The following is a 13,918-nucleotide window of genomic DNA, read 5'->3' as shown; positions in this document are numbered from 1 at the left end:
TTACTCCTCAACTTTAACCATGAAGGAAACCGCGTTGACCATACCACGAACAGCAGGAGTATCCTCGCGCTCTACGGTGTGACCAATACGACGCAGACCCAGGCCAAGCAGCGTTGCCTTGTGTTTCGGCAAACGACCGATTGCACTGCGGGTTTGAGTAATTTTAATAGTCTTTGCCATGGTTTATTTCCCCAGAATTTCTTCAACGGATTTACCACGCTTGGCAGCGACCATTTCTGGAGAATTCATATTTTCCAGGCCATCAATAGTTGCACGAACCACGTTGATCGGGTTGGTGGAACCATATGCTTTGGCCAGAACGTTATGAACTCCAGCAACTTCCAGAACGGCGCGCATTGCACCACCGGCAATGATACCGGTACCTTCGGAAGCTGGCTGCATGAATACACGAGAACCCGTGTGAACACCTTTAACCGGGTGTTGCAGGGTGCCGTGGTTCAGCGCGACATTAATCATATTGCGACGGGCTTTTTCCATCGCTTTCTGGATCGCTGCTGGAACTTCACGCGCTTTACCGTAACCAAAACCAACGCGACCGTTACCGTCACCAACTACAGTCAGAGCTGTGAAGGAGAAAATACGACCACCTTTAACGGTTTTAGATACGCGGTTAACCGCGATCAGCTTTTCCTGCAGTTCGCCAGCTTGTTTTTCGATGTGAGCCATCTTACACCTCTACCTTAGAACTGAAGGCCAGCTTCACGGGCAGCATCTGCCAGTGCCTGGACACGACCATGATATTGGAACCCGGAACGGTCAAAGGAAACATCTTTGATGCCTTTTTCCAGAGCGCGTTCAGCAACAGCTTTACCCACAGCTGCTGCCGCGTCTTTGTTACCGGTGTACTTCAGTTGTTCAGCGATAGCTTTTTCTACAGTAGAAGCAGCTACCAGAACTTCAGAACCGTTCGGTGCAATTACCTGTGCGTAAATATGACGCGGGGTACGATGTACCACCAGGCGAGTTGCACCCAGCTCCTGGAGCTTGCGGCGTGCGCGGGTCGCACGACGGATACGAGCAGATTTCTTATCCATAGTGTTACCTTACTTCTTCTTAGCCTCTTTGGTACGCACGACTTCGTCGGCGTAACGAACACCCTTGCCTTTATAAGGCTCAGGACGACGGTAGGCGCGCAGATCTGCTGCAACCTGACCGATCACCTGCTTATCAGCGCCTTTCAGCACGATTTCAGTTTGAGTCGGACATTCTGCAGTGATACCGGCCGGCAGTTTATGCTCAACAGGATGAGAGAAACCTAAAGCCAGGTTTACTACATCCCCTTTGACCGCTGCACGATAACCTACACCAACCAGCTGAAGCTTTTTAGTGAAGCCTTCGGTAACACCAACAACCATTGAGTTCAGCAGGGCACGCGCGGTACCAGCCTGAGCCCATCCATCCACGAAACCATCACGCGGACCGAAGGTCAGAGCATTATCTGCATGTTTAACTTCAACAGCATTGTTGAGGGTACGAGTCAGCTCGCCGTTTTTACCTTTGATCGTAATAACCTGACCGTTGATTTTTACATCAACGCCGGCAGGAACAACGACCGGTGCTTTAGCAACACGAGACATTTTTTCCTCCGATTAGGCTACGTAGCAGATAATTTCGCCACCAAGACCAGCCTGGCGCGCTGCACGATCGGTCATAACACCTTTAGAGGTAGAAATAACCGCGATACCCAGACCCGCCATAACTTTCGGCAGCTCATCTTTACGTTTGTAGATGCGCAGACCTGGGCGGCTGACACGCTGAATGCTTTCTACAACAGCTTTACCCTGGAAATACTTAAGAGTCAGTTCCAGTTCCGGCTTGATGTCGCCTTCAACTTTAAAATCTTCAATAAAGCCTTCTTCCTTCAGCACGTTGGCAATTGCCACTTTCAGCTTGGAGGAAGGCATGGTGACCGCAGCTTTATTCGCGGCCTGACCGTTACGGATACGGGTCAGCATATCCGCGATCGGATCTTGCATGCTCATCTGTCTTTACTCCCGTGATTCAATTGGTGACAATTACCAGCTAGCCTTTTTCAGACCCGGGATTTCACCGCGCATTGCGGCTTCACGGACCTTGATACGGCTCAACCCGAACTTCCGCAGGAAACCATGCGGACGACCTGTTTGACGGCAGCGATTACGCTGACGAGACGGGCTGGAATCACGCGGCAGAGTCTGCAGCTTGAGAACAGCGTTCCAACGATCTTCGTCGGTTGCGTTCACATCAGAGATGATAGCTTTCAGTTCAGCGCGTTTAGCGAAGAATTTATCAGCTAAAGCCACGCGCTTTACTTCGCGTGCTTTCATTGATTGCTTAGCCATTAAGTAACCCTACCTTACTTGCGGAACGGGAAGTCAAAGGCAGCCAGCAGAGCGCGGCCTTCTTCATCAGATTTCGCAGTAGTGGTAATGGTAATATCCAAACCACGAACGCGGTCGACTTTATCGTAGTCGATTTCTGGGAAGATGATCTGCTCACGGACACCCATGCTGTAGTTGCCACGACCGTCGAAAGACTTAGCGGACAAGCCACGGAAGTCACGGATACGCGGTACAGCAATAGTGATCAGGCGCTCAAAGAACTCCCACATGCGTTCGCCACGCAGAGTTACTTTACAGCCGATCGGATAGCCCTGACGGATTTTGAAGCCTGCAACTGATTTGCGTGCTTTGGTGATCAGCGGTTTTTGACCGGAGATTGCTGTCAGATCGGCTGCTGCGTTATCCAGCAGTTTCTTGTCAGCGATCGCTTCACCAACACCCATGTTCAGGGTGATCTTCTCGACCCGAGGGACTTGCATGACAGAATTGTAGTTAAACTCAGTCATGAGTTTTTTAACTACTTCGTCTTTGTAGTAATCATGCAGTTTCGCCATCGTACTACTCCAAATTACTTGATAGTTTCGCTATTAGATTTGAAGAAACGGACTTTTTTGCCGTCTTCGAATCTAAAGCCTACACGGTCAGCCTTGCCGGTTGCCGCATTGAAGATCGCAACGTTAGAAACCTGAATAGCAGCTTCTTTTTCAACGATGCCGCCTGGTTGGTTCAGAGCCGGAACCGGCTTCTGGTGTTTCTTAACCAGGTTGATACCTTCAACAATGAGCTTGCCGGAAGACAAGACATTCTTAACTTTACCGCGTTTACCTTTATCTTTACCGGTTAACACGATAACTTCGTCATCACGACGGATTTTCGCTGCCATGATTCGCTCCTTAGAGTACTTCTGGGGCCAGAGAGATAATTTTCATGAACTTCTCGTTACGAAGTTCACGAGTTACCGGCCCAAAAATACGCGTACCGATGGGCTGCTCGCTGTTATTGTTTAAAATAACGCATGCATTACCATCGAAGCGAATGACAGAACCGTCCGGGCGACGAACACCCTTCTTGGTGCGCACCACTACCGCCTTCAGCACATCACCTTTTTTGACCTTACCACGCGGAATTGCTTCCTTGATGGTGATCTTGATGATGTCGCCTACGCCTGCGTAGCGACGGTGCGAGCCACCCAGAACCTTGATACACATTACGCGACGTGCACCGGAGTTGTCGGCGACGTTCAGCATAGTCTGTTCTTGGATCATTTTAGTGCTCCGCTAATGTCAACTACTACTGAGACCCAAAAATAGGGTCGTTAAAAAAGCCCCATATCGAGGGCGCGGCATTATAACACCGCAAATCAGATATGGGTAGAAAAAATAAACGGCTCATCGCTGAGCCGTTTATCCGTATCGAGAATGCGTACTGTATTACAGAACCGCTTTCTCTACAACGCGAACCAGCGTCCAGGACTTAGTCTTGGACAGCGGACGGCATTCGCGGATTTCAACCACGTCACCGATACCGCATTCGTTGTTCTCGTCATGTACGTGCAGTTTGGTCGTACGCTTGATGAATTTGCCGTATACCGGGTGTTTCACCATACGTTCGATAGCAACAACAATGGATTTCTCCATTTTGTCGCTAACCACGCGACCTTGCAGAGTACGGATTTTATCGGTCATTACGCACCCGCCTTCTGAGTCAGTAAAGTCTTAACGCGTGCAACATCACGACGCACTTGCTTCAGCAGATGAGTCTGTTGCAGCTGGCCACTTGCAGCCTGCATACGCAGGTTGAACTGCTCACGCAGCAGGTTCAGCAGCTCAGCGTTCAGCTCTTCAACGCTTTTTTCACGCAGCTCTTTTGCTTTCATTACATCACCGTCTTAGTTACAAAGGTGGTTTTGATCGGCAGTTTCGCTGCTGCCAGGCCGAATGCTTCACGGGCCAGCTCTTCCGGTACGCCGTCCATTTCATAAAGGACTTTACCCGGCTGAATCAAGGCAACCCAGTACTCCACGTTACCTTTACCTTTACCCATACGAACTTCCAGCGGCTTCTCGGTGATCGGTTTGTCCGGGAATACACGGATCCAGATCTTACCTTGACGCTTAACTGCACGGGTCATAGCACGACGTGCTGCTTCGATCTGACGTGCAGTCAGACGACCACGGCCAACAGCTTTCAGACCGAAAGTGCCGAAGCTAACATCCGTACCCTGCGCCAGACCACGGTTGCGGCCTTTATGCACTTTACGGAATTTTGTACGCTTTGGTTGTAACATCAGCGACGCTCCTTATTTACGGCCTTTACGCTGCTGCTTTTTAGGTTGAGCAGCCGGTTCCGGTTGTTCAACAGCAGCCATACCACCCAGGATCTCACCTTTGAAGATCCATACCTTAACGCCGATTACACCGTAAGTGGTGTGCGCTTCAGAGGTGTTGTAGTCGATGTCAGCACGCAGAGTGTGCAGCGGTACGCGACCTTCACGGTACCATTCGGTACGTGCGATTTCCGCGCCGCCCAGACGGCCGCTAACTTCAACTTTGATACCTTTAGCGCCCAGACGCATTGCGTTCTGTACAGCACGCTTCATAGCACGACGGAACATAACGCGACGTTCCAGCTGAGAAGTGATGCTGTCAGCAACCAATTTAGCGTCCAGTTCAGGCTTACGAACTTCGGCAATATTGATCTGTGCAGGCACGCCAGCGAGATCCGCGACGACCTTGCGCAGTTTTTCTACGTCTTCGCCTTTCTTACCGATAACGATACCCGGGCGAGCAGTGTGAATGGTCACACGAATGCTTTTAGCCGGACGCTCGATAACGATACGAGATACAGACGCTTTCGCCAGTTCCTTAGTCAGGTACTGACGTACTTTAAAATCGCTGTCCAGGTTGTCAGCGAATTCTTTGGTGTTCGCAAACCAGGTTGAGTTCCATGGTTTTACAATACCCAGGCGAATACCATTAGGATGTACTTTCTGACCCATTGCTAGTCTCCAGAGTCTCAGCGATCGGACACAACCACAGTAATGTGGCTGGTGCGCTTCAGGATGCGATCTGCACGACCTTTAGCACGCGGCATAATGCGCTTCATGCTCGGGCCTTCGTCTACGAAAATTTTCGCAACTTTCAGATCATCAATGTCAGCGCCATCGTTGTGTTCAGCGTTAGCAATGGCAGATTCCAGTACCTTCTTGACCAGTACAGCAGCTTTCTTATTGGTGTAGGTCAGAATATCCAGGGCCTGCGACACTTTCTTACCGCGAATCAGGTCAGCAACAAGGCGAACCTTCTGAGCAGAAGAACGAGCATGGCGATGTTGAGCTAAAGTTTCCATCTCTTCCTCCTACCTTATTTCTTCTTCGCTTTTTTATCAGCAGCATGGCCGCGATAAGTACGAGTCGGTGCGAATTCACCCAGTTTGTGACCAACCATTTCGTCGGAAACAAAAACTGGAACGTGCTGACGACCATTATGGACAGCGATGGTCAAACCGATCATGTTAGGAAAGATCGTTGAACGACGGGACCAAGTGCGCAGGGGCTTCTTGTCTCCGCTTTCCACCGCTTTCTCTACCTTCTTCAGCAAGTGCAGGTCAATAAAAGGACCTTTCTTGAGAGAACGTGGCATGGCTTATCCTCTAAAATTATTTGCTACGGCGACGTACGATGAATTTATCAGTACGCTTGTTGCTGCGGGTCTTCTTACCTTTGGTCTGAACGCCCCACGGAGTTACCGGGTGCTTACCAAAGTTACGACCTTCACCACCACCATGTGGGTGGTCGACTGGGTTCATCGCAGTACCGCGAACGGTAGGACGAACACCACGCCAGCGTGCAGCACCTGCTTTACCCAGAACGCGCAGCATATGCTCAGCATTGCCAACTTCGCCCAGAGTAGCGCGGCAATCTGCTTCGACTTTACGCATTTCACCAGAACGCAGACGCAGGGTGACATAAGCACCATCGCGAGCAACGATCTGAACGTAAGTACCAGCGGAACGCGCCAGCTGACCGCCTTTACCTGGTTTCATTTCTACGTTATGAACGGTAGAACCAACCGGGATATTGCGCATCGGCAGGGTGTTGCCTGCTTTGATTGCAGCATCAACGCCAGACTGAATCTGGTCGCCAGCTTTCAGGCCTTTAGGGGCCAGGATGTAACGGCGCTCACCGTCTTTGTACAGAACCAGCGCGATGTTCGCGGAGCGGTTCGGATCGTACTCAAGACGTTCAACAACTGCCGGGATACCATCTTTGTTGCGTTTGAAGTCAACAATACGGTAGGCCTGTTTGTGACCACCACCGATATGACGGGTGGTGATACGGCCATTGTTGTTACGACCACCGGATTTGCTGTTTTTTTCAACCAGCGGAGCAAAAGGTTTGCCCTTGTGCAGCTCTGGGTTGACCACTTTAACAACGTGGCGACGACCCGGAGATGTCGGTTTACATTTAACAACTGCCATTGTATTACTCCTCCGACTTACTCAGCGCCGCCGACGAAGTCCAGATTCTGGCCTTCCTTCAGGGTGACGTAAGCTTTTTTCCAGTCGCTACGACGACCGATACGCTGTCCGTGACGTTTAACTTTCCCTTTAACAACCAGGGTGTTAACGACTTCGACTTCGACTTCAAACAGTTTCTGCACAGCAGCTTTGATTTCTGCTTTGGTCGCGTCTTTAGCAACTTTGAGAACGATGGTATTGGTTTTTTCCATCGCAGTAGACGCTTTTTCAGAAACGTGCGGTGCACGCAGCACCTTCAGCAGACGTTCTTCACGAATCATGCCAGCATCTCCTCAACTTGCTTAACAGCATCAGCAGTCATTACGACTTTGTCGAAGGCGATCAGGCTAACCGGGTCGATACCAGTTGCATCACGTACGTCAACCTTATGCAGGTTGCGCGCAGCAAGGAACAGGTTCTCGTCCAGCTCACCGGTGATGATCAGCACATCTTCCAGAGCCATGTCTTTCAGTTTCTGTGCCAGCAGCTTAGTTTTAGGCGCTTCAACAGAGAATGATTCGACAACGATCAGACGATCCTGACGTACCAGTTCGGACAGAATGCTTTTCAGCGCGCCGCGGTACATCTTTTTGTTAACTTTTTGACTGTGGTCCTGCGGACGCGCAGCGAAGGTCACGCCACCTGAACGCCAGATCGGGCTCTTGATAGAACCTGAACGCGCACGGCCGGTACCTTTCTGGCGCCACGGCTTTTTGCCTGAACCAGTTACTTCAGCACGAGTCTTCTGAGCACGAGTACCCTGACGAGCACCAGCTGCATAAGCAACTACAACCTGGTGAACCAGCGCTTCGTTGAAATCACGACCGAAGGTAGTTTCGGAAACAGTCAGCGCGCTCTGCGCGTCTTTCAATACTAATTCCATTGCTATCCCCTTACGCCTTCACAGCTGGTTTAACGATCAGGTCGCTACCGGTTGCACCCGGGACCGCGCCTTTAACCAGCAGCAGGTTGCGCTCAGCGTCAACACGTACTACGTCCAGGCTCTGAACGGTGACACGTTCGTTACCCAGCTGACCTGCCATTTTCTTGCCTTTGAACACTTTGCCCGGAGTCTGGTTCTGACCGATAGAACCCGGTACGCGGTGGGACAAGGAGTTACCGTGAGTAGCGTCCTGGGTACGGAAGTTCCAGCGCTTAACGGTACCAGCAAAACCTTTACCTTTAGAGGTACCGGTTACGTCAACTTTTTTAACGTCAGCAAACAGTTCAACGCTAATGTCCTGACCTACGGTGAATTCTTCGCCGTCAGCCAGACGGAATTCCCACAGACCACGGCCAGCTTCAACGCCAGCTTTAGCGAAGTGACCCGCTTCCGGTTTAGTTACACGGTTAGCTTTTTTAGCACCAGTGGTAACCTGAACGGCACGGTAGCCATCGTTAGCCAGATCTTTAACCTGAGTAACGCGGTTTGCTTCAACTTCGATTACGGTTACTGGGATAGATACGCCATCTTCAGTGAAGATGCGGGTCATGCCCACTTTTTTACCGACTAAACCAATCATTGTTTCAACCTCTCAATCGCTCGATGACCTGATTAACCCAGGCTGATCTGCACGTCTACACCGGCAGCCAGATCCAGACGCATCAGAGCATCAACGGTTTTTTCAGTTGGCTCAACGATGTCAACCAGACGCTTATGAGTGCGGATTTCGTACTGATCGCGCGCATCTTTGTTGACGTGCGGAGAAATCAGAACGGTAAAGCGCTCTTTGCGGGTCGGCAGCGGGATCGGACCACGGACTTGCGCACCAGTGCGCTTAGCAGTCTCGACGATTTCCGCGGTTGATTGATCGATCAGACGATGATCAAACGCTTTAAGGCGGATACGGATTCTTTGGTTCTGCATGAGACCAGAGCTCCAATTATTTTATAGACGAAATGGTTACTCCTCATACCCATTACGATTGATGGGAGAGTGTAACCGTTCTTACATAGTTCCCCAATTGGGAACATTGTTTGGTAGCGTGTTGCTACTACCGGGGTTCATATCGAACCGGCCGTCAACTTTGACAGGCCCGCGCATTATACGCAAATTCAGATACAACGCAAGGGCTGCGTACAAAATCATCACCTGTTTCCGGGAGCACGCACCCACGTTTACTGCAATACCATGAAAGGCCAGCAAATACTCTGGATTAGGAAGTCCACTCCTGTTTATTGCCTTTTGCCAGAAACCCCGTTCCAGCACCACACTCGGTCACTAAGGCCAAAACGCGGGAACAATCGATGACAATAGCGACCTTTGCATTCTTTATTATCCATGGCGGGCTATTACTCACGCTTTGTTGGCACGATCTGCGCTATGGCTTGCTACCCGATAAATTTACCTGCCCTCTGCTGTGGAGTGGGTTGCTTTATTATCTCTGTCTGTCGCCGGCCAATCTGGTACATGCCGTCTGGGGCGCGATAGGCGGCTATCTGGCCTTTGGCTTGATCTATTGGCTCTACAGGGGAATACGCAGGCGGGAAGGCATCGGCTACGGCGATATTAAATTTCTCGCCGCGCTTGGGGCATGGCATGGGTGGGAAGTTTTACCGCAGCTGGTTCTCATCGCAGCTATTCTGGCCTGCGCGGCCGTAACGGCGCTGATTTTGTGCACGAGAACAAGGCAGATGCTACACCACCCGCTGCCTTTTGGCCCTTTCCTGGCCACAGCGGGTGTGTTCTGTGGATGGCAGACGTTTATCAGTCAGCCACTTTAATCTGCGACTGAAGATAATTCTGCAAACCAATTTTGCCTATCAGGTCCAATTCGGTTTCCAGCCAATCGATATGGCCTTCTTCATCTGCGAGGATAGTGATTAACATATCACGGCTGACGTAGTCATGGACGCTGTCGGCATAGGCAATGGCCTCGCGTAGATCCTTCGCCCCTTCCAGCTCCAGCCTTAGGTCAGATTGCAGCATCTCCTCGACGTCTTCTCCGATGCGGAGTTTGCCGAGATCCTGCAGGTTCGGGATCCCTTCGAGAAACAAAATGCGCTCAATATACTTATCGGCATGCTTCATTTCATCGATAGATTCGTGGTATTCGACATCATTGAGGCGCATCAGGCCCCAGTTCTTGAACATTCTCGCATGGAGAAAGTATTGATTAATTGCGACAAGCTCATTTCCCAATAATTTATTGAGATAACTTATGATTTTGACATCACCTTTCATTATATAGTCCCTCCGCTTCCACTTATTGAAGCGTAGTTCGAGCTATAGGGATGTCAAAGTAAAGCTGAGGGGCTTCAGGCGATCTCTTGATATTCCGGCATGCGGGTTAATTCATCTTCCATAATCTCGCGCGCCGCACGGACGCACTTACCGCATTGATTTCCAACGGGAATAAATTTTCGCAGTTGTTGAAAAGACTGAGGATTGAATTGGCGCACAGCCTGACGAATTTTTTTATCGTTCACACCATTACACAGACAAACGTACATATATACTCCCGTTCAACTTACAAACAAAGTGTAAATGAGAATAGTTATGATTACAATAGCCTGTCTATTAAATAAACATTTACTCTATTTGCTGCCGGTCATCGTGCTGCAGCTCACATATAGCAGACAGCAAAAAGGGCGCCTTAGCGCCCTTTTTAATTCAGAACTAATTATTAGCCCAGAACTTTAGCAACAACGCCCGCGCCAACGGTACGGCCGCCTTCACGGATTGCGAAACGCAGACCGTCGTCCATCGCGATCGGGTGGATCAGGGTAACAACCATTTTGATGTTGTCGCCCGGCATGACCATCTCTACGCCTTCCGGCAGTTCGATGGTGCCAGTCACGTCAGTTGTACGGAAGTAGAACTGCGGACGGTAGCCTTTGAAGAACGGAGTATGACGGCCGCCTTCGTCTTTGGACAGAATGTACACTTCAGATTCGAACTTGGTGTGCGGCTTGATGGAACCCGGCTTAGCCAGTACCTGACCACGTTCGATTTCTTCACGTTTGATACCACGCAGCAGAACACCAACGTTCTCACCAGCACGGCCTTCGTCCAGCAGTTTGCGGAACATTTCAACGCCAGTACAGGTAGACTTCGCAGTCTCTTTGATACCAACGATTTCAACTTCTTCGCCAACTTTGATGATACCGCGCTCTACACGACCGGTAACAACGGTACCACGACCGGAGATGGAGAATACGTCTTCGATCGGCAGCAGGAACGGCTTGTCAATCGCACGCTCTGGTTCCGGGATGTAAGAATCCAGGTAGCCAGCCAGTTCGATGATTTTCGCTTCCCAGTCTGCGTCGCCTTCCAGCGCTTTCAGAGCGGAACCACGAACGATCGGGGTGTCGTCGCCCGGGAAATCGTACTGAGACAGAAGTTCACGAACTTCCATTTCAACCAGTTCCAGCAGCTCTTCGTCATCAACCATGTCGCATTTGTTCAGGAACACGATGATGTACGGAACGCCTACCTGACGACCCAGCAGGATGTGCTCACGAGTCTGCGGCATCGGGCCGTCAGTCGCAGCAACAACCAGGATCGCGCCGTCCATCTGCGCAGCACCGGTGATCATGTTTTTAACATAGTCGGCGTGGCCCGGGCAGTCTACGTGCGCGTAGTGGCGAGTCGGGGTGTCATATTCAACGTGAGAGGTGTTGATGGTGATACCACGAGCTTTTTCTTCCGGCGCGTTATCGATCTGGTCGAATGCACGAGCAGAACCACCGTAGGTTTTAGCCAGAACGGTAGTGATTGCAGCGGTCAGAGTAGTTTTACCATGGTCAACGTGGCCGATAGTACCGACGTTGACGTGCGGTTTTGTACGTTCAAATTTTTCTTTAGACACGGCTATATTCCTTACTATAGTGCTCTCCCCTTCTGGAGAGAGCACGGGACTTTGGTTTTAACCCTGCGGCTTATTTACCACGGGCTTCGATTACGGCCTGAGCAACGTTGTTCGGCGCATCATCATACTTCAGGAACTCCATGGAGTAAGAAGCACGACCTTTGGTCAGAGAACGCAGCTGAGTTGCATATCCGAACATTTCAGACAGCGGAACTTCAGCGTGGATCACAACGCCAGTCACGTTGGATTCCTGACCGCGCAGCATACCGCGACGACGGCTAAGGTCACCGATAACGTCACCAGTGTTCTCTTCCGGAGTTTCTACTTCAACCTTCATGATCGGCTCAAGCAGAACTGGTTTCGCTTTCTTAAAGCCATCTTTAAAGGCAATAGAAGCGGCCAGTTTAAACGCCAGTTCAGAGGAGTCAACGTCGTGGTAAGAACCGAAGTGCAGACGCACGCCCAGATCAACTACCGGGTAACCAGCCAGAGGACCCGCTTTCAGCTGCTCCTGGATGCCTTTATCAACGGCCGGGATGTATTCGCCAGGAATTACACCACCTTTGATGTCGTTGATGAACTCATAACCTTTCGGGTTAGAGCCCGGCTCCAGCGGGTACATGTCGATAACGACGTGACCATACTGACCGCGACCACCAGACTGTTTAGCGTGTTTACCTTCGATATCGGTAACTTTCGCGCGAATCGCTTCACGGTAAGCAACCTGAGGTTTACCGACGTTCGCTTCAACGTTGAATTCACGCTTCATACGGTCAACGATGATGTCGAGGTGCAGCTCACCCATACCGGCGATGATAGTCTGGTTAGATTCTTCGTCAGTCCATACGCGGAAAGACGGGTCTTCTTTAGCCAGACGGCCCAGAGCCAGACCCATTTTTTCCTGGTCAGCTTTGGTTTTCGGTTCAACAGCGATAGAGATTACCGGCTCAGGGAATTCCATACGCTCCAGAATGATCGGCGCATTAGGATCGCACAGAGTGTCACCCGTAGTTACGTCTTTCAGACCGATAGCAGCAGCGATATCGCCCGCGCGAACTTCTTTGATCTCTTCACGTTTGTTAGCGTGCATCTGTACGATACGACCGAAACGCTCACGTGCAGCTTTCACGGAGTTCAGGATGGTATCACCAGAGTTAACCACACCGGAGTACACGCGGAAGAAGGTCAGGTTACCCACGAACGGGTCGGTAGCGATTTTGAATGCCAGAGCAGCAAACGGCTCATCATCGCTAGCGTGACGCTCAGCCGGAGTATCTTTACCGTCGTCCAGGATACCGTTGATCGCAGGTACGTCAACCGGGGATGGCAGGTAGTCAACTACCGCATCCAGCATCGCCTGAACACCTTTGTTCTTGAACGCAGAACCACAGGTTACCAGGATGATTTCGTTGTTCAGAACGCGCTGACGCAGAGCAGTTTTAATCTCTTCTTCAGTCAGTTCTTCACCACCCAGGTATTTCTCCATCAGCTCTTCAGAAGCTTCAGCAGCGGACTCGATCAGGTTCTGGTGCCATTCTTCGGCCAGTTCCTGCATGTCTGCCGGGATATCTTCGTAAGTGAAGGTTACACCTGCATCTTCTTCGTTCCAGTTGATGGCTTTCATTTTCACCAGGTCAACAACACCGGTGAACGCTTCTTCAGCGCCAATCGCCAGCTGCAGCGGAACAGGGTTCGCGCCCAGACGGGTTTTGATCTGACCAACAACTTTCAGGAAGTTCGCACCCATACGGTCCATTTTGTTAACGAACGCAATGCGCGGAACTTTATATTTGTTTGCCTGACGCCATACGGTTTCAGACTGAGGCTGAACACCACCAACTGCGCAGTAAACCATTACTGCACCATCAAGCACACGCATGGAACGTTCTACTTCGATAGTGAAGTCAACGTGCCCCGGGGTGTCGATGATGTTTACGCGATGCGGTTCATACTGCTTAGCCATACCTGACCAGAATGCAGTAGTCGCTGCGGAGGTGATAGTAATACCACGCTCCTGCTCCTGTTCCATCCAGTCCATGGTGGCAGCGCCGTCATGAACTTCACCGATTTTGTGGTTTACACCGGTGTAGAACAGAATACGTTCGGTAGTAGTAGTTTTACCGGCGTCGATGTGCGCACTGATACCGATGTTACGGTAGCGTGCGATGGGTGTTGTACGAGCCATTTGATTCCTCGTTATTTCTTTAGGCGTTCAGTTAAGTTATCCAAAACGGGCGACTTACCTGAA

The 13,918-nt window shown here is 50.7% G+C and carries 25 protein-coding genes; 1 reads left to right on the top strand and 24 read right to left on the bottom strand.

Features of this window, described 5'->3' with window-relative positions; genetic code table 11:
* From rpmD to rpsJ, 20 genes are all read right to left on the bottom strand, one after another.
* On the bottom strand, positions 1-180 hold the full coding sequence (gene rpmD, locus ACE3MN_RS02160) for a 50S ribosomal protein L30 (protein ID WP_001140434.1): 180 nt from the start codon (positions 178-180) through the stop codon (positions 1-3).
* A 3-nt stretch (positions 181-183) separates the two neighbouring features.
* Positions 184-687 (bottom strand): 30S ribosomal protein S5, encoded by a 504-nt coding sequence (gene rpsE, locus ACE3MN_RS02155; protein WP_004106339.1) that lies wholly within the window; start codon positions 685-687, stop codon positions 184-186.
* Between the two features lie 14 nt (positions 688-701).
* The gene (gene rplR, locus ACE3MN_RS02150; protein WP_000358960.1) at positions 702-1,055 is read right to left on the bottom strand and encodes a 50S ribosomal protein L18; all 354 of its coding nucleotides are present in this window, start codon (positions 1,053-1,055) and stop codon (positions 702-704) included.
* 9 nt (positions 1,056-1,064) lie between these two features.
* A complete protein-coding gene (gene rplF / locus ACE3MN_RS02145; RefSeq protein ID WP_004106341.1) occupies positions 1,065-1,598 on the bottom strand; it encodes a 50S ribosomal protein L6 in 534 nt (177 codons plus the stop codon).
* 12 nt (positions 1,599-1,610) lie between these two features.
* Positions 1,611-2,003, bottom strand: coding sequence for a 30S ribosomal protein S8 (rpsH, locus tag ACE3MN_RS02140; RefSeq protein WP_004106343.1), 393 nt, complete (start codon positions 2,001-2,003; stop codon positions 1,611-1,613).
* 33 nt (positions 2,004-2,036) lie between these two features.
* Positions 2,037-2,342, bottom strand: coding sequence for a 30S ribosomal protein S14 (rpsN, locus tag ACE3MN_RS02135; protein ID WP_002919667.1), 306 nt, complete (start codon positions 2,340-2,342; stop codon positions 2,037-2,039).
* A 14-nt stretch (positions 2,343-2,356) separates the two neighbouring features.
* Positions 2,357-2,896, bottom strand: a complete 540-nt coding sequence (gene rplE, locus ACE3MN_RS02130) for a 50S ribosomal protein L5 (RefSeq protein WP_001096202.1) — start codon at positions 2,894-2,896, stop codon at positions 2,357-2,359.
* Between the two features lie 14 nt (positions 2,897-2,910).
* Positions 2,911-3,225: a 50S ribosomal protein L24 gene (gene rplX / locus ACE3MN_RS02125; RefSeq protein WP_004106345.1), complete on the bottom strand. Its 315-nt coding sequence runs from the start codon at positions 3,223-3,225 to the stop codon at positions 2,911-2,913.
* A 10-nt stretch (positions 3,226-3,235) separates the two neighbouring features.
* On the bottom strand, positions 3,236-3,607 hold the full coding sequence (rplN, locus tag ACE3MN_RS02120) for a 50S ribosomal protein L14 (protein WP_000613954.1): 372 nt from the start codon (positions 3,605-3,607) through the stop codon (positions 3,236-3,238).
* A gap of 165 nt (positions 3,608-3,772) precedes the next feature.
* Entirely contained in the window at positions 3,773-4,027 is a 255-nt protein-coding gene (rpsQ, locus tag ACE3MN_RS02115; protein ID WP_004106347.1) for a 30S ribosomal protein S17, read from the bottom strand.
* Entirely contained in the window at positions 4,027-4,218 is a 192-nt protein-coding gene (gene rpmC / locus ACE3MN_RS02110; RefSeq protein ID WP_002919754.1) for a 50S ribosomal protein L29, read from the bottom strand. Before rpmC ends, rpsQ begins: the two co-directional genes overlap by 1 nt.
* Positions 4,218-4,628 carry a 50S ribosomal protein L16 gene (gene rplP / locus ACE3MN_RS02105; RefSeq protein ID WP_002919759.1) on the bottom strand — a complete coding sequence of 137 codons (411 nt, stop codon included), beginning with the start codon at positions 4,626-4,628 and terminating at the stop codon, positions 4,218-4,220. The genes rpmC and rplP overlap by 1 nt, the downstream gene beginning before the upstream one ends.
* 12 nt (positions 4,629-4,640) lie before the next feature.
* The gene (gene rpsC / locus ACE3MN_RS02100) at positions 4,641-5,339 is read right to left on the bottom strand and encodes a 30S ribosomal protein S3 (RefSeq protein ID WP_004106350.1); all 699 of its coding nucleotides are present in this window, start codon (positions 5,337-5,339) and stop codon (positions 4,641-4,643) included.
* A 17-nt stretch (positions 5,340-5,356) separates the two neighbouring features.
* Positions 5,357-5,689, bottom strand: a complete 333-nt coding sequence (rplV, locus tag ACE3MN_RS02095; RefSeq protein WP_002919773.1) for a 50S ribosomal protein L22 — start codon at positions 5,687-5,689, stop codon at positions 5,357-5,359.
* A gap of 14 nt (positions 5,690-5,703) precedes the next feature.
* Positions 5,704-5,982: a 30S ribosomal protein S19 gene (gene rpsS, locus ACE3MN_RS02090; protein WP_001138115.1), complete on the bottom strand. Its 279-nt coding sequence runs from the start codon at positions 5,980-5,982 to the stop codon at positions 5,704-5,706.
* A gap of 16 nt (positions 5,983-5,998) precedes the next feature.
* A complete protein-coding gene (gene rplB / locus ACE3MN_RS02085; RefSeq protein ID WP_000301869.1) occupies positions 5,999-6,820 on the bottom strand; it encodes a 50S ribosomal protein L2 in 822 nt (273 codons plus the stop codon).
* A gap of 17 nt (positions 6,821-6,837) precedes the next feature.
* Entirely contained in the window at positions 6,838-7,140 is a 303-nt protein-coding gene (gene rplW / locus ACE3MN_RS02080) for a 50S ribosomal protein L23 (protein ID WP_000617546.1), read from the bottom strand.
* Positions 7,137-7,742, bottom strand: coding sequence for a 50S ribosomal protein L4 (gene rplD / locus ACE3MN_RS02075; RefSeq protein WP_003031119.1), 606 nt, complete (start codon positions 7,740-7,742; stop codon positions 7,137-7,139). The genes rplW and rplD overlap by 4 nt, the downstream gene beginning before the upstream one ends.
* 10 nt (positions 7,743-7,752) lie before the next feature.
* Entirely contained in the window at positions 7,753-8,382 is a 630-nt protein-coding gene (gene rplC, locus ACE3MN_RS02070; protein WP_004106354.1) for a 50S ribosomal protein L3, read from the bottom strand.
* A gap of 32 nt (positions 8,383-8,414) precedes the next feature.
* Positions 8,415-8,726: a 30S ribosomal protein S10 gene (gene rpsJ, locus ACE3MN_RS02065; protein ID WP_001181005.1), complete on the bottom strand. Its 312-nt coding sequence runs from the start codon at positions 8,724-8,726 to the stop codon at positions 8,415-8,417.
* 380 nt (positions 8,727-9,106) lie between these two features.
* Here rpsJ and ACE3MN_RS02060 point away from each other — a divergent pair, with 380 nt between their 5' ends.
* The gene (locus ACE3MN_RS02060) at positions 9,107-9,583 is read left to right on the top strand and encodes a prepilin peptidase (RefSeq protein WP_049131930.1); all 477 of its coding nucleotides are present in this window, start codon (positions 9,107-9,109) and stop codon (positions 9,581-9,583) included.
* On the opposite strand, the gene bfr is transcribed toward ACE3MN_RS02060, so the two are convergent.
* The 4 genes from bfr to fusA all read right to left on the bottom strand — a co-directional run bounded on the left by bfr (position 9,567) and on the right by fusA (position 13,855).
* Complete coding sequence (gene bfr, locus ACE3MN_RS02055) at positions 9,567-10,043, bottom strand: bacterioferritin (RefSeq protein ID WP_004125910.1); 477 nt, start codon at positions 10,041-10,043, stop codon at positions 9,567-9,569. The two genes, ACE3MN_RS02060 and bfr, sit on opposite strands and share 17 nt — an antisense overlap.
* Positions 10,044-10,117: 74 nt before the next feature.
* Positions 10,118-10,312 carry a bacterioferritin-associated ferredoxin gene (gene bfd, locus ACE3MN_RS02050; protein WP_004125913.1) on the bottom strand — a complete coding sequence of 65 codons (195 nt, stop codon included), beginning with the start codon at positions 10,310-10,312 and terminating at the stop codon, positions 10,118-10,120.
* A 173-nt stretch (positions 10,313-10,485) separates the two neighbouring features.
* Positions 10,486-11,670 carry an elongation factor Tu gene (gene tuf, locus ACE3MN_RS02045; RefSeq protein WP_004097636.1) on the bottom strand — a complete coding sequence of 395 codons (1,185 nt, stop codon included), beginning with the start codon at positions 11,668-11,670 and terminating at the stop codon, positions 10,486-10,488.
* Between the two features lie 70 nt (positions 11,671-11,740).
* Positions 11,741-13,855, bottom strand: coding sequence for an elongation factor G (fusA, locus tag ACE3MN_RS02040; protein WP_004115957.1), 2,115 nt, complete (start codon positions 13,853-13,855; stop codon positions 11,741-11,743).
* Positions 13,856-13,918: the final 63 nt, after the last annotated feature.

The sequence above is a fragment of the Klebsiella grimontii genome, from assembly GCF_042137965.1.
Taxonomy (GTDB): domain Bacteria; phylum Pseudomonadota; class Gammaproteobacteria; order Enterobacterales; family Enterobacteriaceae; genus Klebsiella; species Klebsiella grimontii.
This window is presented reverse-complemented; position numbering and strand designations above follow the sequence as displayed.